Origin of the sequence: Rhizobium sp. C4 (genome assembly GCF_021026315.1) — a bacterium.
In the GTDB taxonomy this organism is placed as follows: domain Bacteria; phylum Pseudomonadota; class Alphaproteobacteria; order Rhizobiales; family Rhizobiaceae; genus Ensifer_A.
Genome location: NZ_JAJNCX010000007.1, coordinates 135190 through 159538, shown reverse-complemented (window position 1 = coordinate 159538; position 24349 = coordinate 135190). Strand labels below are relative to the sequence as shown.

The 24349-nt window shown below is 62.1% G+C and carries 29 protein-coding genes and 1 pseudogene; 17 read left to right on the top strand and 13 right to left on the bottom strand.

The window, feature by feature from the left end:
* Positions 1 to 162 precede the first annotated feature (162 nt).
* From ruvC to ybgC, 8 genes are all read left to right on the top strand, one after another.
* Entirely contained in the window at positions 163 to 675 is a 513-nt protein-coding gene (gene ruvC, locus LQK84_RS14200) for a crossover junction endodeoxyribonuclease RuvC (RefSeq protein WP_109856790.1), read from the top strand.
* 54 nt (positions 676 to 729) lie between these two features.
* Positions 730 to 993, top strand: a complete 264-nt coding sequence (locus tag LQK84_RS14195) for an AbrB/MazE/SpoVT family DNA-binding domain-containing protein (RefSeq protein WP_230829378.1) — start codon at positions 730 to 732, stop codon at positions 991 to 993.
* Positions 974 to 1390: a type II toxin-antitoxin system VapC family toxin gene (locus tag LQK84_RS14190; protein WP_230829377.1), complete on the top strand. Its 417-nt coding sequence runs from the start codon at positions 974 to 976 to the stop codon at positions 1388 to 1390. The genes LQK84_RS14195 and LQK84_RS14190 overlap by 20 nt, the downstream gene beginning before the upstream one ends.
* Before the next feature lie 12 nt (positions 1391 to 1402).
* Positions 1403 to 2014, top strand: a complete 612-nt coding sequence (gene ruvA, locus LQK84_RS14185) for a Holliday junction branch migration protein RuvA (RefSeq protein WP_230829376.1) — start codon at positions 1403 to 1405, stop codon at positions 2012 to 2014.
* A 61-nt stretch (positions 2015 to 2075) separates the two neighbouring features.
* The gene (gene ruvB / locus LQK84_RS14180; protein WP_230829375.1) at positions 2076 to 3119 is read left to right on the top strand and encodes a Holliday junction branch migration DNA helicase RuvB; all 1044 of its coding nucleotides are present in this window, start codon (positions 2076 to 2078) and stop codon (positions 3117 to 3119) included.
* Positions 3116 to 4018: a metallophosphoesterase gene (locus tag LQK84_RS14175; RefSeq protein ID WP_230829374.1), complete on the top strand. Its 903-nt coding sequence runs from the start codon at positions 3116 to 3118 to the stop codon at positions 4016 to 4018. The genes ruvB and LQK84_RS14175 overlap by 4 nt, the downstream gene beginning before the upstream one ends.
* Before the next feature lie 3 nt (positions 4019 to 4021).
* Positions 4022 to 4522, top strand: a complete 501-nt coding sequence (locus tag LQK84_RS14170; RefSeq protein ID WP_230829373.1) for an NUDIX hydrolase — start codon at positions 4022 to 4024, stop codon at positions 4520 to 4522.
* On the top strand, positions 4519 to 4965 hold the full coding sequence (gene ybgC, locus LQK84_RS14165) for a tol-pal system-associated acyl-CoA thioesterase (protein ID WP_230829372.1): 447 nt from the start codon (positions 4519 to 4521) through the stop codon (positions 4963 to 4965). The genes LQK84_RS14170 and ybgC overlap by 4 nt, the downstream gene beginning before the upstream one ends.
* Before the next feature lie 12 nt (positions 4966 to 4977).
* Here ybgC and LQK84_RS14160 read toward each other — a convergent pair whose 3' ends face one another.
* The 8 genes from LQK84_RS14160 to LQK84_RS14125 form a co-directional block, all read right to left on the bottom strand.
* Positions 4978 to 6006, bottom strand: a complete 1029-nt coding sequence (locus LQK84_RS14160) for a peptidoglycan -binding protein (RefSeq protein WP_230829371.1) — start codon at positions 6004 to 6006, stop codon at positions 4978 to 4980.
* 1 nt (position 6007) lies between these two features.
* Positions 6008 to 7051 carry a flagellar motor protein MotA gene (locus tag LQK84_RS14155; RefSeq protein WP_230829370.1) on the bottom strand — a complete coding sequence of 348 codons (1044 nt, stop codon included), beginning with the start codon at positions 7049 to 7051 and terminating at the stop codon, positions 6008 to 6010.
* 115 nt (positions 7052 to 7166) lie between these two features.
* Positions 7167 to 8192 carry an alpha/beta fold hydrolase gene (locus LQK84_RS14150; protein ID WP_230829369.1) on the bottom strand — a complete coding sequence of 342 codons (1026 nt, stop codon included), beginning with the start codon at positions 8190 to 8192 and terminating at the stop codon, positions 7167 to 7169.
* Positions 8193 to 8263: 71 nt separating this feature from the next.
* On the bottom strand, positions 8264 to 8866 hold the full coding sequence (locus LQK84_RS14145) for a tetratricopeptide repeat protein (RefSeq protein ID WP_230829481.1): 603 nt from the start codon (positions 8864 to 8866) through the stop codon (positions 8264 to 8266).
* An 84-nt stretch (positions 8867 to 8950) separates the two neighbouring features.
* Positions 8951 to 9076, bottom strand: a complete 126-nt coding sequence (gene ykgO, locus LQK84_RS14140; RefSeq protein ID WP_109856780.1) for a type B 50S ribosomal protein L36 — start codon at positions 9074 to 9076, stop codon at positions 8951 to 8953.
* A gap of 154 nt (positions 9077 to 9230) precedes the next feature.
* Entirely contained in the window at positions 9231 to 10280 is a 1050-nt protein-coding gene (locus LQK84_RS14135; protein WP_230829480.1) for a 5-(carboxyamino)imidazole ribonucleotide synthase, read from the bottom strand.
* Between the two features lie 5 nt (positions 10281 to 10285).
* Positions 10286 to 10786, bottom strand: a complete 501-nt coding sequence (gene purE, locus LQK84_RS14130) for a 5-(carboxyamino)imidazole ribonucleotide mutase (protein WP_112627175.1) — start codon at positions 10784 to 10786, stop codon at positions 10286 to 10288.
* Positions 10787 to 10799: 13 nt separating this feature from the next.
* Positions 10800 to 11003, bottom strand: a complete 204-nt coding sequence (locus LQK84_RS14125; RefSeq protein WP_109856778.1) for a YdcH family protein — start codon at positions 11001 to 11003, stop codon at positions 10800 to 10802.
* A 212-nt stretch (positions 11004 to 11215) separates the two neighbouring features.
* On the opposite strand from LQK84_RS14125, the gene LQK84_RS14120 reads away from it, so the two are divergent.
* Positions 11216 to 11389, top strand: a complete 174-nt coding sequence (locus tag LQK84_RS14120) for a YdcH family protein (protein WP_230829367.1) — start codon at positions 11216 to 11218, stop codon at positions 11387 to 11389.
* A gap of 194 nt (positions 11390 to 11583) precedes the next feature.
* Here LQK84_RS14120 and LQK84_RS14115 read toward each other — a convergent pair whose 3' ends face one another.
* Positions 11584 to 11844, bottom strand: a complete 261-nt coding sequence (locus tag LQK84_RS14115; RefSeq protein WP_109856776.1) for an ArsR/SmtB family transcription factor — start codon at positions 11842 to 11844, stop codon at positions 11584 to 11586.
* Positions 11845 to 12141: 297 nt separating this feature from the next.
* Between LQK84_RS14115 and LQK84_RS14110 the strand changes: the two genes are divergently transcribed.
* From LQK84_RS14110 to LQK84_RS14090, 5 genes are all read left to right on the top strand, one after another.
* Positions 12142 to 12792: a thiamine phosphate synthase gene (locus LQK84_RS14110; protein ID WP_230829366.1), complete on the top strand. Its 651-nt coding sequence runs from the start codon at positions 12142 to 12144 to the stop codon at positions 12790 to 12792.
* A gap of 12 nt (positions 12793 to 12804) precedes the next feature.
* Positions 12805 to 14013 carry a tetratricopeptide repeat protein gene (locus LQK84_RS14105; RefSeq protein WP_230829365.1) on the top strand — a complete coding sequence of 403 codons (1209 nt, stop codon included), beginning with the start codon at positions 12805 to 12807 and terminating at the stop codon, positions 14011 to 14013.
* A gap of 355 nt (positions 14014 to 14368) precedes the next feature.
* Complete coding sequence (gene efp / locus LQK84_RS14100) at positions 14369 to 14932, top strand: elongation factor P (RefSeq protein ID WP_230829479.1); 564 nt, start codon at positions 14369 to 14371, stop codon at positions 14930 to 14932.
* A 71-nt stretch (positions 14933 to 15003) separates the two neighbouring features.
* Complete coding sequence (locus LQK84_RS14095) at positions 15004 to 15804, top strand: inositol monophosphatase family protein (RefSeq protein WP_230829364.1); 801 nt, start codon at positions 15004 to 15006, stop codon at positions 15802 to 15804.
* Between the two features lie 148 nt (positions 15805 to 15952).
* A complete protein-coding gene (locus LQK84_RS14090; RefSeq protein ID WP_230829363.1) occupies positions 15953 to 16873 on the top strand; it encodes a diacylglycerol/lipid kinase family protein in 921 nt (306 codons plus the stop codon).
* Between the two features lie 55 nt (positions 16874 to 16928).
* Here the strand turns inward: LQK84_RS14090 and pyk are convergent, their stop codons facing one another.
* On the bottom strand, positions 16929 to 18368 hold the full coding sequence (gene pyk / locus LQK84_RS14085; protein WP_230829362.1) for a pyruvate kinase: 1440 nt from the start codon (positions 18366 to 18368) through the stop codon (positions 16929 to 16931).
* Positions 18365 to 18748, bottom strand: a pseudogene (locus LQK84_RS14080) (DUF1036 domain-containing protein); the annotation flags it as partial. The pseudogene LQK84_RS14080 and the gene pyk, both read right to left, overlap by 4 nt.
* 316 nt (positions 18749 to 19064) lie before the next feature.
* Here LQK84_RS14080 and LQK84_RS14075 point away from each other — a divergent pair.
* The 3 genes from LQK84_RS14075 (at position 19065) to LQK84_RS14065 (ending at position 20585) form a co-directional block, all read left to right on the top strand.
* Complete coding sequence (locus LQK84_RS14075) at positions 19065 to 19853, top strand: N-formylglutamate amidohydrolase (RefSeq protein WP_230829361.1); 789 nt, start codon at positions 19065 to 19067, stop codon at positions 19851 to 19853.
* Between the two features lie 28 nt (positions 19854 to 19881).
* Positions 19882 to 20187, top strand: a complete 306-nt coding sequence (locus LQK84_RS14070) for a DUF1244 domain-containing protein (protein ID WP_230829360.1) — start codon at positions 19882 to 19884, stop codon at positions 20185 to 20187.
* A gap of 140 nt (positions 20188 to 20327) precedes the next feature.
* Complete coding sequence (locus LQK84_RS14065) at positions 20328 to 20585, top strand: DUF2312 domain-containing protein (RefSeq protein ID WP_230829359.1); 258 nt, start codon at positions 20328 to 20330, stop codon at positions 20583 to 20585.
* 80 nt (positions 20586 to 20665) lie between these two features.
* Here LQK84_RS14065 and LQK84_RS14060 read toward each other — a convergent pair whose 3' ends face one another.
* Both LQK84_RS14060 and LQK84_RS14055 read right to left on the bottom strand, forming a co-directional pair.
* Positions 20666 to 22405 carry a DUF882 domain-containing protein gene (locus tag LQK84_RS14060; RefSeq protein ID WP_230829478.1) on the bottom strand — a complete coding sequence of 580 codons (1740 nt, stop codon included), beginning with the start codon at positions 22403 to 22405 and terminating at the stop codon, positions 20666 to 20668.
* Between the two features lie 231 nt (positions 22406 to 22636).
* A complete protein-coding gene (locus tag LQK84_RS14055; RefSeq protein ID WP_230829358.1) occupies positions 22637 to 24184 on the bottom strand; it encodes a sigma-54-dependent transcriptional regulator in 1548 nt (515 codons plus the stop codon).
* Between the last annotated feature and the right edge of the window lie 165 nt (positions 24185 to 24349).

Sequence of the window (24349 nt, the reverse complement as noted above, 5' to 3'; positions counted from 1 at the left end):
ACATTCTTCCATCGGATGCGCTTACTCTATGGTTAATGACGGGTACTTAATTAGAGAAAATCGATATTCAGGGCGTTTCAAACGATGAACGGTCGCCCGACAACCCGGTTTCAGCGCCGAGATGACATGGGCAGCGCAGGATTTCTGTCCTAACGTGCGGCCATGAAAGACATGATTCGCATCATCGGCATCGACCCGGGGCTCCGCCGCACAGGCTGGGGCATCATCGAAAGCCTTGGCAATTCGCTCCGCTTCGTCGCCTCCGGCACCGTCACCAGCGACGGCGACATGGACCTCGCCTCGCGGCTCTGCCAGCTGCATGACGGACTGGCCGAGATCATCCACGCCTATCAGCCGCATGAAGCCGCCGTCGAGCAGACCTTCGTCAACAAGGACGCCGTCGCCACGCTGAAGCTCGGCCAGGCACGCGGCATCGCCATGCTGGTGCCGGCGCGCGCCGGTCTCAAGGTCGCGGAGTACGCCCCGAACGCGGTCAAGAAATCCGTCATCGGCGTTGGCCACGGCGAGAAGCAGCAGATCCACATGATGCTCAAAGTCCTGATGCCCAAGGCCGAATTCAAGGGCAACGACGCCGCCGACGCGCTCGCCATCGCCATCTGCCACGCCCACAATCGCGGCGCGACGGCGAGCCGCCTGGCCATGCTCGCAGGCTGAATGTTCTTGACTTGTTCTCAAGGACCTGCAAAGTAATACCTCAGAGGTATTACCATGCGCGTGACGGAAAAAGGTCAGGTGACCATCCCCAAGGACATTCGCGACCGCTACGGGATCAAACCCGGCGCGGAGGTGGAGTTCGTGGCCGACGACAAGGGGCCTCGTCTGGTGCTTGTGTCGGCGTCAGCAGACATGAACGATCAGGGCTTCGACGAATGGCTGAATGCTGTCAGCGGAACGCTCGATGTCGGCGACATGACGACCGAGGACTATATGGAATGGCTGCGAGGTCCGCGCGATGACGTCAGTCCTCATTGATACCAATATCTTCATAGACATCTTCGGCAGGCCATGCGCCTACACCAGCTGGTCCGGCAATATGCTGAAGCAGTTACGGCGCGAAGCAAGCTTCGTTCTGTCCCCGATTGTCTGGGCGGAACTTGCCGGCTTGGCGGGCAGCGAGCGCGAAATGTCTGTGCTGACCGCCCCGCTCGGGCTGATCAAGGAAACGCTGCCGTTCGAAGCCGCCTACAAGGCGGGCCTGGCCCATGTCATGTACCGCCGGCAGGGCGGTGCACGCGAGCGGACATTGCCCGACTTCCTGATCGGCGCACATGCAACGATCCGTGCGCACCGGCTTCTCACCCGCGATCCGAACAGATACCGCGCCTATTTCCCCGACCTCGAGATCATCTCGCCCGAAACCCATCCCTGAAAGACTTTTCCCATGATCGGCAAACTCAAAGGCACCGTGGACGAAATCGGCGAGGATTACGTTCTCGTCGATGTGCATGGCGTCTGCTACCTCGCCTTCTGCTCCGCCCGAACGCTTTCGAAGCTGAATGTCGGCGAGGCTGTCGTGCTGTTCATCGAAACCTATGTCCGCGAGGACCAGCTGAAGCTCTTCGGCTTCACGACGCCGCTGGAGCGCGAATGGTTCCGCCTGCTGCAGGTGGTGCAGGGCATCGGCTCGAAGGTGGCGCTCGCGGTTCTCACAACGCTGACGCCCTCAGAACTTGCCAATGCCATCGCACTGCAGGACAAGACCGCAATCTCCCGCGCCCCCGGCGTCGGGCCCAAGGTTGCGATCCGCATCCTGACGGAGCTCAAGAACAAGGCCCCGGCCTTTGCCGGCGAAGCCGCGAATATGGGCCTCAAGCAGGAAATTGGCGAAGGCGTCGCCAGCGCCCCGGTCGCCGATGCGGTCTCCGCGCTCACCAATCTCGGCTATTCCCGCGACCAAGCCGCCAATGCCGTTGCTGCGGCGCTCAAGAATGGTGGCGAAGGGGCAGACAGCGCCAAGCTCATCCGTCTGGGCCTCAAGGAACTGTCGCGGTGAGGCCGGCCTTTCCTTCGTCCGCTTTCACCGCTAAAGCCGTTCTTGAAACGGGATCGACCACATGAACCAGCCAAATCCGCTCTTGAGCCCCGAGAAGCGCGGCGAAGACCTCGACACGGCGCTGCGCCCGCAGACGCTGGACGAGTTCACCGGCCAGGCGGAAGCGCGCGCCAATCTCAAGATCTTCATCGAGGCGGCCAAGAACCGTGGCGAGGCGCTGGACCATGTCCTCTTCGTCGGCCCGCCCGGTCTCGGCAAGACGACGCTCGCGCAGATCATGGCCAAGGAGCTCGGCGTCAATTTCCGCTCGACCTCCGGCCCGGTCATCGCCAAGGCGGGCGATCTCGCCGCCCTCCTGACCAATCTCGAAGAGCGCGATGTGCTCTTCATCGATGAAATCCACCGCCTCAATCCGGCGGTCGAGGAAATCCTCTATCCGGCGATGGAAGACTTCCAGCTCGACCTGATCATCGGCGAAGGCCCGGCCGCGCGCTCGGTCAAGATCGACCTGTCGAAGTTCACCCTTGTGGCCGCGACTACCCGCCTTGGCCTCCTGACGACGCCGCTGCGCGACCGTTTCGGCATCCCGGTGCGGCTCAATTTCTACACGGTCGACGAGCTGGAATTGATCGTTCGCCGCGGCGCCCGGCTGCTCGGGCTCGGCATGACGGACGATGGCGCGCATGAAATCGCCCGCCGCGCCCGCGGCACACCCCGCATTGCCGGCCGGCTGCTCCGCCGCGTGCGCGACTTCGCCGAAGTCGCCCGTGCCGAGGCTGTCACCCGCCAGATCGCCGACGAGGCGCTGACCCGGCTGCATGTCGACAATATGGGCCTCGACCAGCTCGACCGGCGTTATCTCGCCATGATCGCGCATAATTTCGGCGGCGGTCCGGTCGGCATCGAGACGATCGCCGCCGGCCTTTCCGAGCCGCGTGACGCCATCGAGGACATCATCGAGCCCTACATGATCCAGCAGGGCTTCATCCAGCGCACGCCGCGCGGTCGCATTCTCACCGCAAATGCATGGAAGCATCTGGGGCTCAACCCGCCCAAAGATATCGAAAAAACCCAGATCAGCCTTTTCCAGGACAACGACGAGTGATCACCAGACGCGGTTTCCTCAAGCTCGCGGCGACAGCCTTTGCGTCCGCCGCGGCACTTCTCGGCTATGGCACGGTGGCCGAGGCCATGGGAACGCCGCGCATCCGCAACTACGCCTTCACGCCGCCCCGCTGGACGCCCGGGCTGAAGCTCCGCCTCGTTCTCCTCAGCGACATTCACACCACCAGGCACTGGATGGAGCTCGACCGCGTCGCCGGTATCTGCGACACGGCCAACGCGCTCGGCGGTGACATGATCCTGCTGCTCGGCGACTATGTGAACGCCATGCCCGAACTCGGGACCGCGCTGCCGGAAGATGACATCGCCACCTGCCTCCGCCGGCTTTCGGCCCCCCTTGGCGTCCATGCCGTCCTTGGAAATCACGATTACTGGCAATCGTGGAATTTCACCCGCGATCCCCGCCTGATGCCGAAAATCGGCCATGCCTTCGAGAAAGCGGAAATCAACCTGCTGATCAACAATGCGACGCGGCATGAAAAGGACGGCAAGCCGTTCTGGCTTGCGGGTCTTGGCGATCAGCTGGCGTTTCTCTTCCAGCACCCGCCGGGGCGTGAAGGCAACGGCGGCGTCGATGATCTTCCGGCAACGCTTGCCAAGGTGACGGATGACGCGCCGGTGATCCTGATGGCGCATGAGCCGGATGTTTTCCCGGACGTTCCGGAAAGCGTAGCGCTGACCCTCTCCGGTCATACACATGGCGGTCAGGTCAACATTTTCGGTTGGTCGCCAGCCATGAACTCACGCTACGGCACGCGTTTTCGCGGCGGCCATATCGTCGAGAACAACCGGCATCTCGTCGTCTCGCGTGGGCTTGGCTGCACAGCCATTCCCTTCCGGCTCGGCGCATGGCCGGAAATCGTCGTGCTTGACATAGGCTGACAGATGACGCGCAAGACCATCCGCATCAAGCTGGCCAGCCGCCTCTTCAACATGCGCATCGCCGGCATCGCCTTTCGTGACGGCCATGTGCTCGTCCACCGCGCGACGCACGAGAAATTCTGGACCTTCCCGGGCGGCACGGCGGAAGTCGGCGAAAGCTCGGCCGAAACGCTGATCCGCGAAATGAAGGAAGAGACGGATTGTAACGTCACCCTCGTCCGCCATCTCTGGACCGTCGAGAATTTCTTCTCCTTCGAAGACCGCAAATGGCATGAGATCGGCGTCTATTATCTGATGCAGATGCCGGAACACTTCCCCTTCCGGACGGAAGAGATCGTCCACCGCGTGCGCGATGCGAAGAACGATCTTGAATTCAAATGGGTTCCGGCCGACAAGGCACGGCTTGAGGCCCTGCCCCTGCAGCCGGATTTCATTCCGGCCCGCATTGCAGACCTGCCGCAAACCAGCGAACACCTGATCCACCGCGAGAGCGTGCCCGAATGACCGAGACCTTTTCCCTTGCCGGCGACCTTTCCGCCGACGGCAGCCACAAGCTGACACAGCGCGTCTATTACGAAGACACGGATTTCTCCGGCTTCGTCTATCATGCGCGCTACCTGCATTTCATGGAACGCGCCCGCACCGATTATCTGCGCTGCCTCGGCGTCGAGCAGAGTGCGCTGCATCAGATGGACGGCGAAGGCCTGATGTTTGTCGTCCACCGCATGGAAATCGACTTCAAGTCGCCTGCCCGCATGGACAATGTCCTGACGATCGAGACGGTGACGGAAAAGGCCGGCGGCGCCAAAATGGTGCTGAACCAGAGGATCATGCGCGGCGAAACGCTTCTGATCGCCGCCAAGGTCATCATCGCCGTTGTCAACGCCTCGGGCCGCCCGCGCCGCCTGCCGGAGGCGCTGGCGAAATCCTTCCTCGGCGAGGCGTGATCGCCTCGCGGATCATTTCTCGGTGAGCTTCAGTTCGATGCGGCGGTTCTGCGCGCGTGCTTCCGGCGTATCGCCCGGCGCAATCGGCTGATATTCGCCAAAGCCGGCCGCCACCAGCCGGTCCGCCGGAACGCCCTGGCTGATCAGATATTTGACGACCGACGTCGCGCGGCCGGATGAAAGCTCCCAGTTGTCGGCATATTTGCCGGTGCCGGAGAGCTTCACATTGTCGGTATGGCCATCGACGCGCAGCACCCAATTGATTTCCGGCGGGATTTCCTTGGCAAGCTCGATGATCGCCTGTGCCAGTTTCAGCATCTCGGCCTTGCCGGCATCATTCAGCTCAGCTCCACCCGACGGGAAGAGCACTTCCGACTGGAAGACAAAGCGGTCGCCGACGATCCGGATATTCTCGCGATCGGAGAGGATTTCCCGCAGTCGCCCGAAGAAGTCGGAGCGGTAGCGGTTCAGTTCCTGCACCTTCTGCGCCAGAGCGACATTCAGCCGCCGCCCGAGATCGGCGATCTGCGCCTGCGACGCCTGGTCCTTCGACTCGGCCGCCTGCAACGCGCCCTCAACAGCAGCGATCTGTGCGCGTAGCGCCGCGATCTGCTGGTTCAGCAATTCCACCTGGCTCATCGCCCGCGCGCTCACCTGCTTCTCCGCGTCAAGCTCGCCGGAAAGCGCCCCGATGCGTGCCTGCGCGCCGGATGCAATGCCGGAGCCGGCATCGAGCAGCTTCTGCAACCGCGACTTTTCGCCCTCGGACTGGGAGAGCGAGGCCTGCAGCGAGGCAAGCTGATCTTCCATATCCTGCTTGTTGCCCTTCTCGAGCGCCAGAAGCTGGGTCAGTTCGTTGATCTGGCTGTTCAGCCGGTTCAGCACCGCGTCCTTGCCGGATATTTCGCGGCTGAGGAAGAACTGTCCCAGCACGAAGACGGTGAGCAGGAACATGATGGCGAGAAGCAGCGTCGAGAGCGCATCGACAAAGCCCGGCCAGTAATCGATATGCCGCTGCTGGCGGCGGCGGGCGAGCGCCATCCTATTTCTCCTCCAGCGCCTTCACGAGACGCTCGAGCGCCACGCGAAGATCGCGCGATTCGGATTGATGGGCCTCGATCCAGTCGCGCAGCATCTGCTGCTCCGTGCGCATGTTCTTCACCAGCCCCTGAATGCCCTCGGCCAGATTGGCCATGGCAGTCGTCGCGCGCTGGTTGGAAGCGCTTTCGCTGGCGAGCCGCGAAAGCTGCTGGGTGACGAGCCGGATTTCGTCCTGCGCCTGCAGCGGCATCAGCGGCGACGCCGGGCCGGCGGTCTGAACGCCCATGTCGCTCGAAACATCCGTCACCGACGAGAGCCATTCTTCGAGCTCGTTGTAGAACCGGTTCTGCGCGCGGCCGGCCTGCAGGTCGAGGAAGCCCAGAACCAGCGAGCCCGAGAGACCAAAGAGCGAGGACGAGAAGGCGGTCGACATGCCCGAAAGCGGCGCCGACAGGCCTTCCTTCAACGCGCTCAACACATCGGCCGTATCGCCCGTGCCGACGCTGAGCGACTGGATGACGGAACTGATCGAGCCGATCGTCCCGAGAAGCCCCCAGAACGTGCCGAGCAGGCCGAGGAAGACGAGAAGCCCGGTGAGGTAGCGCGTCGTGTCGCGCGACTCATCAAGGCGGCTTGCGATCGAATCGAGGATGGAACGCAGCGCCACGGCCGAAATCGCCATGTTGCGATTGCCCGCGAGCAGCATGCGCATAGGCGCAAGCAGGATCGGCGCGCGTCCGGCCTTTTCGATGCTCCCGGCGGCGCGGAAGGCATTGAACCAGCGGACCTCGGGGCGGAGCTTCAGCACATGGCTGAAATTCAGGATGATACCGATGAGAAGCACGCCGAGAATCAGGCTGTTCAGGCCCGGATTCGAGATGAAGGCGGCATGGGCCTGTCGGTAGAGAATGGCGGCAACGAAGGCGGCGAGGATAATGAAGATCGCCATCGGCCAGAAATAGGCCATGGGACTCGACAGCTTCTGGACGTAGCACTCGTTCTGGACGACCCGCTCCCGTTCCACCGCCACATCCAGATCCGACATAGACTATCCACCTCCGACAATTTGAGGCGAGGTTAGTGGAAGAATGCGTTGAAATGAAGCGCAAAAGCGTTTGCGCCCCCGTGCCTTGCACAGCTTGGTTGACGTCCGAGCCGGCCTATTTTGCCGAGGCTGCCTGCTGGCTCTGCGGCGCATGAAATTCCGAGGCCATGGCCTGCAGATCGCGCGGCTTGCCGGCCAGGCGCTCGATGGCCGCCACCGCCAGGCCATTGGCGACATAATCGGTCTTGTGGCCCACGCCCTTGAGCCACAGCAGCTCAGAATTCGCGATGTCGCGCTTCAGCCCGACGGAGTGGATCTCCTCCGCGACGATGTCGTCGCTGTCGCCGGTGATGATCACCGTGGGCGCCGCAATCTCCCTGTAGTGCTGCTCCATGGTCTTCACGAAGCTGTTGAGGCCCGAGACATCCACGGCGTTGGCATAGAACGCGCCGGGCCTCAGAATCATGCCCGGCATCGTCTCGGCCACGTAACGCGGCGGCATCGGGTTGGGCGCAAACACCGCCTGGCTGCCACTCTCGATCCGGCCGAGGCCGACAGACAGCAGCAACGAGTAGCGGAAGACCGTTCCGATCACCGGCGTTGCCGCCAGATCGTAGTACCAGTCGACGCCGCCGTTCCACGAATGGGTTGCTGCCGAGAGAAAAAGCAGGCCGATTGTCTTGTCCGGGTGGCGCACGCCGAAACTGGCGGCGATTGCCCCACCCAGCGAGTGCCCGACTATGATCGCGCGGTCGATGCCCTTCTTCTCCAGGAGCCGGGCGATCGCATCCGCCTGCCCGGCGGGCGTATCGTTTTCCGGCCCGCCGCGATCGGAATAGCCATAGCCGGGCCGATCGACGAAGATCAACCGTCCGCGGCCTTCGAGCGGCTTTTCGAAAGCAAAATACTGGTCGCGAAGATTGCCGCTGGCACCATGAATGAAGACGATCGGCGGCAGGTCGGCATTGGGGCCCGGCGGCACGTCGACGCTGTTCAGAAAATAGCCGCCGACATCGGTCCGCGTTCCCATGTTCGGATAGACGGTCTCGAATTGCGATGTCTTCCACTCGGTGAAGACAAAACCGCCGGCAAGAGCAACGAGTGGAACAAGCACCAGGAGCGCCAGAAGGGCTTTCAGCATATCGGGAACATTTCAAATATCAGGATGGAGCACGAAAGACCTTACGGGAAAACAGGCCGGCCGGATCGGCATCAGGTCTTGTTTCCATCCAGCTTTTCGGAAAGCGTGCGCACATGCCCCTGTGCATCGCGATTGGCGGGATAGAGGTCGATGACCCGCTCCCAGATCGCAAGTGCTGCCGCATCCCGCCCGGCGTCTTCGAGAATCGCGGCCATGCCAGACAGCGCGCCGAAATGCCGGGGCTCGCGCGCCAGAACCTGGGCGATATCGGCCATGGAGCGCTCGTAATTGCCGGTCTTGAAATGCAGGGTCGCCCGCTTGTTCCAGCTTTCGGCATAGTCGGGCTTCAGCGCAATCGCCTCGTCCAGATAGTCGAGCGCCGCCGCATATTCCTGCTTTCCGGCCGCAGCATCGGCGGAACGGAGCATGAGATCGACGGTGGCGCTACCGGAAATATTCCAGACACCCCAGATTTCGGCGACGACCCCTTGAGCGGCCGAAGGGTCACGAAGACGCTTCAACTGGGCAAACAGCTTGTCGAGCTTCTGGGAAGGCGAGACGGCCTCAAGCGGAGGCGGCTCCTGCACAACTGGCACGGACGCTGGCGGCGCAGCGGCGGCGGACAGAATCAGCACGGGCAGGATCAGGGTCGCAATAAAACGCATGGCGGAGATCGTACTCCGCCATGGTCGAAGATCAACAAAATTATGCTGCATCACGCCCGAGACCAAATGTCTGCGAAGGCGCGCGGCGCGCAATCAGCCCTGACGAGCCTTGTAGCGCGGGTTCAGCTTGTTGATGATGTAAATGCGGCCCTTGCGACGAACCAGACGGTTTTCGCGGTGGCGAGCCTTCAGCGACTTGAGCGAATTCTTGATCTTCATTTTTCTGATCCGCGTGGTTGGAAGAAACGCTGCCGTTTCTTCATCACAATCTATACAATCAAAAGCGCGCCGACGGGCGCGCTCTTCAGGTTGGCGGCGTGATACAGTTCCCAAACCGCCATGTCAACGGTCAACAACCTGTAACACTGCATTTTCAACGTTTCAAAACGGTGACATGCCCCATCTTCCGGCCCGGGCGCGCTTCCGCCTTGCCGTAAAGATGCACGAGTGCGTCCTTCGTCTTCAGCCAGTCTTCGACCGTCTCGATATCATCACCGATCAGGTTCTGCATCACACAATCCGAATGCCGGGCGGGATCGCCAAGCGGCAGGCCGGCAACGGCCCGGATATGCTGCTCGAACTGCGAAACAATGCAGGCAGCCTCGGTCCAGTGGCCGGAATTGTGCACGCGCGGCGCCATTTCATTGGCAATCAGCGAACCATCGGAGCCGACGAAGAACTCGACGCCGATCACGCCGACATAGCCGAGATGGTCGAGAACAGCCTTCGCAGCACGGGTCGCGGCCGCAGCCGTCGAGGACGAAACAGAGGCAGGCAGCGTGGACGTGTGGAGAATGCCATTCTTGTGGACATTCTCCGCAGGATCGTAAGCCGCGAAGCTTCCATCGGCCCCGCGCGCCGCAATCACCGAGATTTCCCGCTCGAAGGCAACGAAGCTTTCGAGAATCAGCGGCACGCCTCCGAGCGACTCATAGGCCCCTTCCGGATCGTCGCCCTTACGGAACACCCGCTGGCCCTTGCCGTCATAGCCCATGCGCCGGGTTTTCAGCACGCCCTCCCCGCCAAAGGCGGCAAGTGCGGCGACGAGATCGTCCTGGCTGTCGACACGGCGGAACTGCGCGGTCGGGATACCGCAGGAGGCGAGGAATTCCTTTTCCGTCAGCCGGTCCTGCGACACTGCAAGCGCCCGCGGCGGCGGAAACACAGGGCGGCTCGCCGCCAGCGTCTCGGCGGCGTCGACGGGCACGTTCTCGAATTCGTAGGTCACGAGATCGCAGGCATCCGCGAGCTGCGCCAGCGCATGCGGATTGTCATAGGCCCCGACGATCTGCCGGTTGGCCACCTGGGCTGCCGGACAATCGGCCTGCGGCTCCAGAATGACAGTCTTGAAATTCAGGCGGGCGGCGGCCATGGCCAGCATGCGTCCAAGCTGGCCGCCCCCGATGATGCCGATCGTCTTCATAGGCTTCAACTATTATCCACAGGGTAGTCGGCGACCGATGCGGTCTGCCGCGCGCGATAGTCATCGAGCTTCAGCGCGATGTCCTCATCCGACAGGGCCAGCACCGCGGCGGCCAGAAGGGCTGCGTTGACCGCACCCGCTCGACCGATGGCAAGCGTGCCGACGGGAATGCCGGCAGGCATCTGAACGATGGACAGAAGACTGTCCTGACCCGACAGCGCCTTCGACTGGACGGGAACGCCGAAGACCGGAAGCGGCGTCATCGCGGCTGCCATGCCCGGCAGATGCGCAGCACCGCCGGCACCGGCAATGATCACCTTGAAGCCCTCTTCGCGCGCGCCCTTGGCGAAGGACACGAGGCGGTCGGGCGTGCGGTGTGCCGAAATGATCCGCGATTCATATGGAATTCCAAGCATGTCCAGCGTGTCGGCGGCATTTTTCATGGTCTCCCAGTCAGACTGGCTTCCCATGATGATGGCGACAGGCGGCGGGCCGGCATAGGTCATGTCGTGCTCCATCTCAGGCGATGATGTCCGGGATGATCTGGTCTTCGACCTTGGTCAGCTTGTCCTTGATCGCCAGTTTCTTCTTTTTCATCCGCTGGATGCGAAGCGCGTCACAGCCGACGGTGATCATGGCATTGATCGCGGCGTCGTAGTCTTCATGCTCCTGCCTGAGCTTCGCGGCCGACATCCGCAATTCCGCCTGATCCTGGTCTGCCATCCCCATTCCCCGTTCTGTAGCGCCTTAACATCATACACAAAAATTGCGCACGCGGCTCCTATCACAAAAAAAGCGTTTACGGGAAGTTATCCCTAGCCATGATTTCGCCTTCGACAAGATTACAATTCTGTGACACACTTTCGGGTGTTACGGCTTGGGGTACCCTGAGGCGATACAGGGTGCGGGCCACTAGGGAAGGAAGGACGTGCCGCATGAATATTGAGGCTCATCTTGCAACGCTTACGAAGAGACACGGAGATCTTGAGGAGGAACTCCACTCGGCGATGAACCAGCCTTCATCTGATACGACCAAGATCAAGGAACTCAAGCGGCGCAAGTTGCGCATTAAGGATGAGATCGAGCGCATTCGCTCATCCGTTCATTGACACCTGCATTCACGCCCCGCCTGTCTGGCGAATAGAGTAACAACAAAGCCCGGCACGAGTTTCATGCAGTGAGACCGGCCTTTGCTGAAACAGAGATACGCCACCGGAATTCGGCATACCCCTTGCGGAGTAGCGGTTCCGGTGGCTTTATTTTTTGGGAAATCTGGCGCGACAGTGCCGCAGCTCGCCGGGCGTCAGGCCCAGAACTGATCCAGCCAAAGATTGAGCTTGTTGAAGCCTTGCGCGTTGATCGAATAGATCCGCTTCGTTCCCTTAGCCGTCACCTTGACAAGATCGCTGTCGAGCAGCGCCTTCAGATGCTGGGATACGGCCGGCCGGCTGATGGGAAGGCCTTCCGCGAGCTCGTTGACGGTACGCGGGGTACGGCGCAGCTCTTCAAGAAGGTAGCGCCTGTTCGGATCGGCAATTGCTGAAAATGCATCGGGCTTCGACATGCACGGACCCTAAAATAAACCTTGCCGCCGGGCAAGAGATTTTGTGCAGTGCAAACGAATAAAGTGACGCGTTTTGAGAGACTTGCATCTTTCTCAATCTGCTTGCTCAGTTCGTGAGCACATGCAGTATAACCTTGAACAGGCGCGAGACGCAACGAGACCTTTGCGACCGCGGCGAAGCTTGTATATGAGATCATCACGGACTTCGTTGCGAGACCGGGCTCAAGGGCCCTTCGCCTGGCAACGAAACAAGCCGATGCCCATCGGGGCCATACGCCCAAAGGATTCCGCCACACCATGTCGACTATCAGATACCGCTGCCGCCTTGTTCTCATCGCCCCCGACATCGAAGATGCCGGCGAGCGCGCAAGCATCGTCGCCGACGCGCTCAAGGGCGGTGACGTCGCCACGGTCATCATTCCGGGTTACGGACGTTCGGATGACGATTTCCAGCGCCATGCCGAGGCTCTCGTGCCGGTCATTCAGGCCGCGGGCGCTGCCGCGCTCATCGTCGGCGACAGCCGTATCGCCGGCCGCGCCAAGGCGGACGGCATGCACATCGATGGGCCGCTGGCGGAACTCACCGACGCCATCGAAAAATTCAGGCCGAAGCTGATCGTCGGTGCCGGCCGCGTCGGCGACCGCCATCAGGCGCTTGAAGTCGGCGAACTCGATCCCGACTACGTCTTCTTCGGCAAGATCGGCGGCGACATCAAGCCGGAGCCACACCCGAAGAACCTCGCGCTCGGCGAGTGGTGGGCCTCGATGGTCTCGATCCCCTGCGTCGTCATGGGCGGCACGGACCCGGCCTCGGTGCTGGCGATTGCCGAGACCGGCGCCGAATTCGCGGCGCTTTCGACCGCCGTGTTTGCAGAGCCCGGACGGGCCGCGATCGTCGTTGCAGAGGTCAATGCGCTTCTTGACGAAAAAGCGCCAAGGTTTGAGTAAGATATAGTCACCATGCGTGGGAACCTTCTTATTCGTCGAACGGCATGGGCATTGGCGCTGGCAGCCTTGATGGGCGGCGTGGCGCATTCGGCGTTTGCGACCGACGACCTGCCGGGCGTCAATCTGCAGGACGGGATTGCCGATGACGATGCAGGCCCGCCGGATGGCGAATCGGCCAAGACCTCGCGCGTGACCCAGCCGACTGGCGCCCCCGCCATCGCCAAGGACGCGCCGCTCGACGGCAAGGTCATCGGGCCGGACGGCAAGCCGGTCGATCAGCTGTCGAAGCCGGACGAAGCGCCCTCCGCAGGAACCGGGCTCTACGACCGCATGGGCCTTCGCCTGCCCGATCTCCCCCCGGAAAAGGCCTTCACCGGCAAGGTGGACGAAGCCTATGGCGCCTTCCAGCGCGGCTATTACATCACCGCGCTCGACAAGGCGCTTCCGCGCGCCCAGCTGGGCGACCCGGCGGCACAGACACTGATCGCAGAGCTTCTGGCCCGCGGCATGGGTGTGAAGCAGGACATCCAGAAGGCGCTCTTCTGGTATTCGAAGGCAGCCGATGGCGGCGATCCCTCGGCCATGTTCCGCTACGCGCTCATTCTGATGGAAGGCCGCCTGGTCAAGCAGGACAAGGCGCGCGCCGACGAACTCATGCACAAGGCGGCCGATGCAGGCAATCCGCTGGCGGCGTTCAACTGGGCGCAGATCCTCGTATCCAAGAAGCCCGGCGAAGAGGGCCTGCGCGACGCCCTGCCCTATTACGAAAAATCCGCCGCCAAGGGCATCGCTGACGCCGAATATGCGTTGTCGCAGATCTATCTGAACCTGCCCGGACTGCCCAAGGAGAAGCGCGACAGCGCCAAGGACTGGCTGCAGCGCGCCGCCAAGGCCGGCTATGACACGGCCGAACTCGACATGGCGATCTGGCTGATCGACGGCATCGAATTCCCGCGTGACCAGGATGCCGGTTTCGCCTGGATGTATCGCGCCGCCTCCGCCGGCAATGTCGTCGCACAGAACAAGCTTGCGCATCTCCTGATCCAGGGGATCGGCACCAAGCAGGACGTTGCCGAAGCCGGCAAGTGGTATGTGCTTTCCCGCCGCGCCGGCCGCGAAGACAAGCATCTTGAAGATGCCTTCCAGGGCCTGACCGACCAGCAGCAGAAGGCGGCGATCGAAGCGGCCAACAAGCAGCAACGCCTCATCCGCCTGCGCTGACCGGGGCCGGCGTTAAGGCTGACGCTTAAGGTTAAAAATCTGTTTACGTTGAAAAATCCGTCCTGATTTGAGAGAAGGTATCTGCCTTCGGGTGGGGTGGCATGGCCAGCCAAGGTCATGGGGCGAACGGGACGGTTTCAAGCTTCGCTCTCCGCAATATTCTGCGGCGCCTTCATTTGCCTGCTTCGTCGACAAGGCTATCGCCGCCGTGTCGACGAGCCGGAGAGCGGCCGGCACGGCCAGGCCGACCGCTCTTTCGGCATGCGCTTTGAGCTTGAATATTTCTGCATTTTGTGGTCTTGGAAGCCTCACTGCGGTCCTGCGGCCGCGACACATCAGCATGGACATTCAGGAAATGAAGATCAGCGGCGGCGAAATCCGCCCGGGCAGCGTTATCGAGCATAACGGCGGGCTCTGGGTGGCAGTGAAATGCAATACGGTCAAGCCCGGCAAGGGCGGCGCATTCAATCAGGTCGAGATGAAGAACCTGATGGACGGCACCAAGCTCAACGAGCGGTTCCGCACCGTTGACACGGTCGAGCAGGTTCTTCTCGAAAAGAAGGACTTCCAGTATCTCTATGAGCAGGGCGACGCCCTCGTTTTCATGGATGTCGAAAGCTACGAGCAGCTGGAACTGCCGCAGGAATTCGTCGGCGACCGCGCCCGCTTCCTCAAGGACGGCATGATGGTCACGGTCCAGCTCTACGGCGAAAAGCCGATCGGCATTGCCCTTCCCGACCAACTGGTTCTCGAAATCATCGAAGCCGATCCGGTCGTCAAGGGCCAGACGGCGGCATCCTCCTACAAGCCCGCCATTCTGGAAAACGGCGTCCGTATTCTCGTTCCGCCCTTCATCGCGACGGGCGAGCGCGTTCTCGTCGACACCAACGAACTCACCTATCTCCGCCGCGCCGAGTAACCCCGCCCGCGGCATCGACGGGAGCAGGCAATCGCCTGCCTCGTCTGTTTTTTGACAAAGGAATTCGTCTCATGGCTCGTTCAGCCCTTCTCAATGTCATGGTCCAGGCCGCCTTCAAGGCCGGCAAGTCGCTATCGCGCGACTTCGGCGAGGTGCAGAACCTCCAGGTCTCGGTCAAGGGGCCGGGCGACTACGTCTCGCAGGCCGACCGCAAGGCCGAAAAGATCGTCAAGGACGAACTCCTGAAGGCCCGCCCGACCTACGGCTTCCTCGGCGAGGAAAGCGACGAGATCAAGGGCACCGACGGCGCACATCGCTGGATCGTCGATCCGCTCGACGGCACGACCAACTTCCTCCACGGCATTCCGCAGTTTGCCGTCTCCATCGCTCTGGAGCGCAATGGCGAGATCGTCGCCGGCGTCATCTTCAACCCGGCAACGGACGAACTCTACACCGCCGAAAAGGGCGGCGGCGCCTTCCTCAACGACCGTCGCCTGCGCGTGGCCGCCCGCAAGGAACTCTCCGACAGCGTCATCACCTGCGGCGTGCCGCATCTCGGCCGTGGCAACCACGGCAAGTTCCTCGTCGAACTGCGTCACGTCATGGGCGAAGTCTCCGGCATCCGCCGCTTTGGCGCCGCCTCGCTCGATCTCGGCTATGTCGCCGCCGGCCGCTGTGACGGCTATTGGGAAACCGGCCTTGCCGCCTGGGACATCGCAGCCGGCATTCTGCTGATCAAGGAAGCCGGCGGCTGGGTCTCCGACTTCGACGGCAAGACCAACATGCTCGAAACCGGCTCGGTCATCGCGGGCAACGAATACATCCACAAGGCACTGCTGGAAGTCACGCACCGTCCCGTACCGAAGCTCTGAGGCCGGTTGCCGGGAACCTTCGACACGACGGCGCGTTAATTTTGCGAGGCGCCCTTCCGGATATCGGAGGGGCGCCTTATCTGTTTGGAGGTTGCGGACGTTCCGCAACGTCGGCTCCGCATTCCGCGAGCGATGATGCAGAGGTGACATGCGAGCGATTGCAGTTCTGAACAAGGATGCCGGCACCCTGAGGACCATGGACCTCAAGGCCTATGCGGACCTGCTGGAAAAAGCCTTCACCGCCAAGGGGCATGACGTCGTCTGCCACATCGTTGCCGGCCGCGAGGTTGTCGCCGCACTGGAGGAAGCAGCAGCCGATCCGCAGATGGACGCGCTGATCATTGCAGGCGGCGATGGGTCGGTCTCATCCGCGGCGGCGATCGCCTGGAAAACCGGCCACCCTCTCGGCGTCATACCGGCCGGCACGATGAACCTTTTCGCCCGCGCCATCGGGCTCCCTCTCGACGTCAACGCGGTTCCATCCATATTGGCCAAGTGGAACGTCATCGACGCGGATATCGGCGATGCCAATGGCAATCCCTTCGTCCACCAGTTCAGCGCCGGCATGCATGCACGCATGATCCGCCTGCGCGAGAAGATCGCCTACAAGTCCCGCCTCGGCAAGATCGCCGCCAACATCCGCTCATCCATCGGCGTCCTTCTCGACCCTCCGGGCTTCGACGTCACCTACAAGATCAACGGCAAGGAAGAGAGCCTCAAGGTCTCGGCGATCTCCGTCTCGAACAACGCCTTCGGCCCGAGCCCGATGCTGATTTCCGAGCGGCTCGATGGTGGCCATCTCGGCCTCTATCTGGCAAAGCGGCTGAACTGGCGCGGTGCGTTTCACCTCGCCTTCGATCTGTTCCGGGGAAAGCTCAAGGACAATATCGCCGTGCATTCCGAACTGGTGCAGGAAGTCGAACTGCATTTCCCCCGCCGCACGCCGACCGCGCGCTGCGTGCTCGACGGCGAGCTCATGCCGCTGCCGCGCGATATCCGCATCCGCATCCACCCCGGCGCGCTGAAAGTGCTGGGCCTCGAACAGGTCAAGAGCAACGGCGCAAACTGAAAAGGCCGCGCGTTCGGCAGAACGCACGGCCTTCTGAATGTTGTTGAGCGTCTTGTCAGATGCCCGACACGCCGTCCGAACCGATATAGGCGATGCGCAGCATGTTCGTCGAACCGGGCGTACCGAGCGGGACGCCGGCGGTGATGATGATGCGGTCGCCGGGGCCACCAAAACCTTCGCTGACCACGATGCGGCAGGCACGATTGACCATGTCATCGAGGTCCGTCGCATCTTCCGTGACCACGCAATGCAGGCCCCAGGCAAGCGACAGGCGGCGCGCCGTCTTGACGATCGGCGACAGCGTGAGGATCGGCATGGCGGGACGCTCACGCGAAGCGCGAAGGCCGGTCGTGCCGGACGCCGTGTAACAGACAATCGCGTTGAGCTTCAGCGTCTCGGCGATCTGGCGGGCAGCGAGCGAAATCGCATCTGCACCCGTCGGGTTCGGCTCTGAACGCTGGGCATGGATGATGCCGGTGAAATACTGGTCTTCTTCTACCTTCTGGGCGATGGAGGCCATGGTCGCAACAGCCTCGACCGGATAGGCACCGGAGGCCGACTCGGCCGACAGCATGATCGCATCGGCGCCTTCGAACACGGCGGTCGCCACGTCCGAGACTTCGGCGCGGGTCGGAACCGGCGCAGTGATCATCGATTCCAGCATCTGGGTCGCAACGACGACCGGCTTGCCGGCCTTGCGGCAGGCGCGGGTCAGCTGCTTCTGGATGCCCGGAACGGATTCGAGCGGCATCTCAACGCCAAGGTCGCCACGGGCGACCATCAGTGCGTCGGAGAGCTCGATGATTTCCTCGATGCGCTCCAGTGCCTGCGGCTTCTCGATCTTCGACATGAGACCGACGCGGCCGCGCGCCAACTTGCGCACCTCAGCCAGATCTTCCGGACGCTGGATGAAGGACAGGGCGATCCAGTCGACATCGTCGGTCGCCAGCACGGCGTCGATGTCGGCGCGGTCCTTTTCGGTCAGCACACCGACGGCGAGCAGCGTATCAGGCAGGCTGACGCCCTTGCGGTCGGAGATCGACGTGCCGGAAATCACCTCGGTAACGATGCTCTTGCCGTCGCACTTGACGGCCTGCAGATGCAGCTTGCCGTCGTCGATCAGCAGGCGGTCGCCCACCTTCACCGATTCCAGAATTTCCGGATGCGGCAGGAAGACGCGCGTTTCGTCGCCAGGGGCTTCATTGTTGTCGAGCGTGAAGGTCTGGCCGGGGGTCAGCGTCACCTTGGTATCGGCGAACTTGCCGACGCGCAGCTTCGGACCCTGAATGTCGGCGAGAATGCCGATCGGCCGGCCCATGCGCTTTTCGACGCTGCGGATGCGCGCGATCAGCGTGCGCATGACGTCGTGGCTGGCATGGCTCATGTTGATGCGGAAAAGGTCCGCGCCCGCCAGGAACAGCTTTTCGATCATGGCCTCTTCAGAAGAAGCGGGGCCGAGTGTGGCTAGGATCTTGACCTTACGGTTGCGTCTCATTTGCTCTGGCTTTCTTGGGTTCCCGACGTATCAGTGAGCTGAACCATCCAGCTCCCCTGCTTGCCGGTGTCATATTCCTTGAAGCCCATCTGCTGGTAGCCGCGTGCGAAACAATCCTTGACGCCGACGATCTTGAACTCGTTTTCCGCCACGCACATCTTCACGTCGCCGGTCCAGCGCCCGCCACGGGCGGCATCCTCGGCGTAAAGATAATAATAGCGCGATTTGAGTTCGCCTTCGATCAGCGTGGCGCAGGTCGTTGCCGGCACCTGCCACCAGCCTTCGGTGATCCAGCCTTCGCTGGCCCGATAGCCGATGGCGACGCCAACGAGGTTCTGCGTTCCGTTGCAAACCCGGAAGTCGGCGCGCGCCTCGCTTGCCGGGAGGAAGGCAGGCGCAAACGCGAGCGTAAACAGCACGGCCGGCGCTGCGAGGCGCTTGACCAAACGGTTGGGGGATGGGTTTCGAGTTGAACGGGTCACGGTTTCCGTTGTGGCTCCATGATGGGTGGTCTTGTCGTTGTGCGCTGCCATAGCCCGAATGTCAATGAGGGTTTCAATCGATTAGTATTGCGTCAAGCCGAGAAAGCGCGCTGAAGTAAACAAGCCATTTCTGGCCTTGAACCACACTCCCTGCCATGCCATCACTAATTGTCGCTATAATGACAATTCTTGCAATACCGGTCACGGGCGCTTTATGACACATCACCAGGCCTACCGAAGGATCGGCGGAAATTCCGCCGCCGGGCTCCTGATCATTGCCGATCACGCCACGAATCACGTTCCGGCCGACTATGACGCACTCGGCCTGCCAAAGGAAGCATTCGGCCGCCACATCGCCTACGATATCGGGATCGAGCCGCTGACCGAACGTCTGGCGGCCATGCTGGATGCGCCGGCGGTGCTGTCCTGCTTCTCGCGGCTCCTCATCGACCCCAATCGGGGCGAGGACGATCCGACGCTGATCATGAAGCTTTCGGACGGCGCCATCATCCCGGCCAACCATCCGATCACGCCGGCCGAGCGCCGCCGCCGCATCGAGACCTGGCATCGCCCCTATCACATGGCCGTCGACAAGGCGATTGCAGAGATGGGGATGGCCTGCGGCAAGGCCCCGCTCGTCATTTCGCTGCATTCCTTCACACCCTACTGGAAGGGCTTCCGCCGCCCCTGGCAGGCCGGTGTTCTGTGGGATACCGACCACCGGGCGGTACATCCGCTCATCCGCGCGCTGGAAAACCGCGGCTATGTCACAGGCGACAACGAACCCTATGACGGCGCGCTGAAAGGCGATACGATGTATCGTCACTGCATGCGCAACGGCATCCCGCATGTGCTGCTCGAAGTCCGGCAGGACCTGATCGGCGACCGGCGCGGCGTCGACGAATGGGCGGGCGTGCTCGCCCCGATCTTCGCCGAGATGAACGCCATGCCGGAACTGCACGAGTACCAGATCTTCCAGTCCCGCACCGGTGCATACGAATAAGACAGAAACGCAAGGAAGGAGACGCCCCATGGCCGAACTGACCAAGGAACAGCAGACCGAACTCGAGGCGGCCGCCTTTCGCCGTCTCGTGTCCCATCTCCAGCATCGCCCGGACGTGCAGAACATCGACCTGATGAACCTTGCCGGCTTCTGCCGCAACTGTCTGTCCAACTGGTATCTGGAAGCCGCCAGCCATTCCGGTCTGCCGGTGACGAAGGACCAGTCGCGTGAGGCCGTCTATGGCATGCCCTATGACGACTGGAAGAAGCTTCACCAGCGCGAGACCTCGCCGGACCAGCAGGCGGCCTTCGAAGTGAACCGCCCCAAAGAATAACGCGGAGAACCGCAACATCCCCCTTGACCTCGGACCGCCTTCGCGGCACGTCACCGCATCCCGTGGCGTGCGGTCTCGACGCGCCCAACTACGACCCCAAGCCCGACCTCATGCGGCCGTGGCCAATGCAGGAGCATGACATGGAAGAAGAAACCAAAGCCGTCGAAAACGTCGCCGCCGCAGAACTGCGCCAGCTTATCGAGCGCATCGAACGCCTCGAAGAAGAAAAGTCCTCGATCAGCGACGACATCAAGGATGTCTACGGCGAAGCCAAGGGCCGCGGCTACGACACCAAGGCCATGCGCACGATCGTTCGCCTGCGCAAGAAGGACGCCAACGAGCGTATCGAGGAAGAAACCATCCTCCAGACCTACATGGCCGCTCTCGGCATGGAATAAGCCGTCCTCATCGGCAACACCCATCATGCAAAAGGCCCGCTTCGTGCGGGCCTTTTCATGTCATGCGATATGCAGGGAAATCACTGCGGCCGGGCGACCGGGGCAGCGCCGGAGAACCGGGCCGGATCAAAGGTCGCGGGACGATTTTCGGAGCTCGCCACATTGGCTGCCCTTGCATCCGCATCGGCATCCCGGCGATTGACCCCATCGGCAGGCTTCGGCGCAACGATCTGCGCATTGTTGGCGGCCAGCGCCCATTTCTCGATCATCTCGCCCGTCAGCTGAGACGGCTGCGAGTGAGACCCGCGCAGGGCGGCAATCGCGTCCGTCTTGTTCGGGCGTGCGCCCTTCTTCGGCTGATAGGCCTGCTCGGCCAGAGCCGGGCGGATATCTGCCTTCAGTGAACGGGTCAGCTGCTTGTTGGCAGTGGCCGGCGGTTCGGCAAGAGCCACCTGCTGCGGCTTGCCGGCAGGAACGGGTGCTGCAGGCGCAGCACTTGCATCCTCGCCGGACATACGGCGGATCATGGCAGCGATCTCGTCACTGCCGGACGCGGGTTTCGGCGCATTGCCCCCTGCATCAGCCGTCTGCGGCGGGAGAGCCGTTGGAAGCGGCGCTACGGAGGCGTCAGGCGCAACGGAAGCGACCTGGAAGTCAGGCCGCGTTCCCGGCAGCGGAACGGCGGCAAGATCGGCCTCGCCCGGCTGCCTGCGGTCACCCAGCAATTGCGGAACCGGGATCTTGTAGTCACCGAGATCGGCATAGTCGCCATTCCCCGCAGCCGGCGGCTGCAGGACAGACGCCATGGCATCGGTGGCGGAGCTTCTGGCTGGCGAAACAAGCGCCGTTTCCAGATCGGCACCCTGCCCGCCGACAACGGACGGCCGGACATTCGGGACCGGGGCATTCGCCACCGTGGTGCTCGGAATATTCTCGATGAAGGTCTGCTTCGGCTGCGGCTCAGGCTCTGCGCTCGCCACCTGTACGGGCGGAGCGGCAGGCGGCGCTGCCTTCGGCGGCTGCGCCTTGGGCGGCGCATTGTCCGTGATGGCTTCCGGGCTTTCGTCTTCGTCACCACCGCCAAACAGCATCTGGAAGAGGTTCTTGCGGCCACCGCCGGACGAGGCAATCTCGACAGTGTCGGAACCCATGCGGCGCTTGTAGTCGGCCATGGCGGCCTGATAGCCGGGCAGCGGCTTGCCGTCGGTCGGAAGGTGGATCGTCTTGCCGTCGGGGAACAGGCGCACCAGCGTCTCGCGCGATGCACGCGGCCAGGCGCGAACGCCGCCGACATCCATGTGAACGAACGGCGAGCCTGACGTCGGATAATAGCCGACCCCGCCCATCTGCAGCTTCAGGCCGATTTCACGCAGGCGCTCCAGCGGAACACCGGGAATGTAGAAGTCCATCGCCTTGCCGAGAATGTGCTGGCTTTCCTTCGCAACGCCCGTATGGCGCGACCGGTTGCGCAGCAGTTCATTGGTGCCGGGAGAGCGATAGCCGCAAAGGACGTTGATGTAATCGCTCGATCCGCTCTTCTGATAGACCGACCAGATCAGATCGAAGAGGCGCGGGTCCATCTTCGTCGGCTCGTTGCGACGCCAGTCGCGCAGGAAGCGGTTGAGCTTGGCCAGACCATCGGCATCGAACTTGCCGTTGCGCTTGAAGGTAATCGTGGCGCGTTCGCCGGTATGGACGAAATAGAGCTTCAGGGAGCGGGTTTCTGCCTGCGCGGCCCCGGCGACAGCTGCCGTCAGGCCAACGGCCAGAGTCAGGGCTGCAATGCCGCGGACGGCCACCTCACGCAGTCTTGACGTCACAGACCTCAAGGGCGCAACCCAACGCATCCGCCCTTTGGCATCTGAAATGACCGACAAATGGACGTCCCCATTAAAAGCGAATTTCCCTCGCATCCCACATGGGATGGAAATGCGGTAAGACGATGGCAGAAACGCCACAGTCAACACAGCGATAGTTATATAGTGAAAAATTCGTCAAATGGAAACGCAGAACCCGGCCTTTCGACCGGATTCTTTAGGCCCTAGTTAATCTTAGGCAACATCCCGGAAAGGGTGATCGGGATCAATGTCGTAGTCCTTGAGCTTCCGGTACAATGTGGAGCGTCCTATTCCGAGCTTGCGCGCCACCTGACTCATCTGACCGCGGTAGAATTTCAGCGCGAAGCGGATGAGCTGTTCCTCGACTTCTGCCAGTGTGCGAACGTCGCCGTCATCGCCAAGGCTCGGAATGATGTCGGCGTCCTTTTCGCCGGATCTGGGCATGGCTGCCTCCTGCGTCTCATATCTCTCTGAAAAGTCCGGAAATACGCGCGGCTGCTTTTCGACGAGCATCGGCGGCTGGTGGCGCACCGGTCCGCCCCAGGAGATGGCGCCATCGGCGTTGATGGAATAGCCGGGAACCTGCGCCGCGATCTGCGGAAAATCCTCGACGTCCAGCTCATGGCCCTGCGCCAGAACGACGGCGCGGAACATGGCGTTTTCCAGCTGGCGGATATTGCCCGGCCAGTCATAGGCGGTCAGGAGCGCGAGTGCCCGCGGCGAGACGCCGAGCGGCTGCGGCAGCTTCTGCTCATGCGCCAGACGTTCGGCCAGCGCACGGACCAGAACCGGGATGTCCTCCTTGCGCTTGCGCAGCGAGGGAATCGCGATCGGATAGACATTCAGGCGATAATAGAGGTCTTCGCGGAAGCGACCGGCCTTGACCTCTTCAATGAGATCCTTGTTGGTCGCAGAAATCAGGCGGACATCGACCTTCTGCGTCTGGCGCGCGCCAACCGTTTCGATCTCGCCGGACTGTACGGCGCGGAGCAGCTTCACCTGCGTGTCGAGCGGCAGGTCGCCGATCTCGTCGAGGAACAGCGTGCCGCCATCGGCCTCGGCGAACTTGCCGACATGCCGCTCGGTCGCGCCCGTAAACGCGCCCTTCTCGTGGCCGAAGAGAATGCTTTCGACCAGATTGGCCGGGATCGCACCGCAATTGACGGTGATGAACGGCTTGCCCGAACGGTCGGAACCGGCCTGGATGGCCTTGGCGATCATTTCCTTGCCGACGCCCGATTCGCCTTCCAGAACGACCGGAATGTCGGAATGGGCGGCGCGGCGCGCCAGATCGATGACGCGATCCATTGCCGGGCTTGCCGAAACGATATCGCTGAAGCGGACATGCGACGAGCGCGAACGGCGGCCGGCCTTGGCGCGCGCTTCCTTCTGGTCGAGCTTCAGCGCATTGCCGATGGCAGAACCCAGACGTTCGGGCGAGACAGGCTTGACGACGAAGTCGAACGCGCCGGCGCGCATCGCCTCGACCACCGTTTCGATGCCGCCCTGCCCGGTCTGCACGATCACCGGAATGTCGGTGCCGAGATTGGCGAGCGCCGCCATGAATTCCAGCCCGTTCATCTCGGGCATCATCAGGTCGAGAACGACAACGTCGATGCGGTCGACCACGTCTTTCAGATATTCCAGGCCCACGCGGCCGTTTTCGGCCATATGGGGCTCATGGCCATGTTGCTCGATCGCGTGTTTGAGAAGGCGGCGCTGAACCGGATCATCATCCACAACAAGAATCTGGGCTACCACGGACATTCTCCCTTCGTGCGTTTCTTGATGGCACGTTGCATTTTTCGTCGCGTCACCTTGGCACAGCACCCCTAAACACCCCATTTTCGGAAATGCTTGCATTTTATCGATCCGCAACGCATTCAATCGACGTAATGACCAACGACATAGGGAGAGCGGCGACAT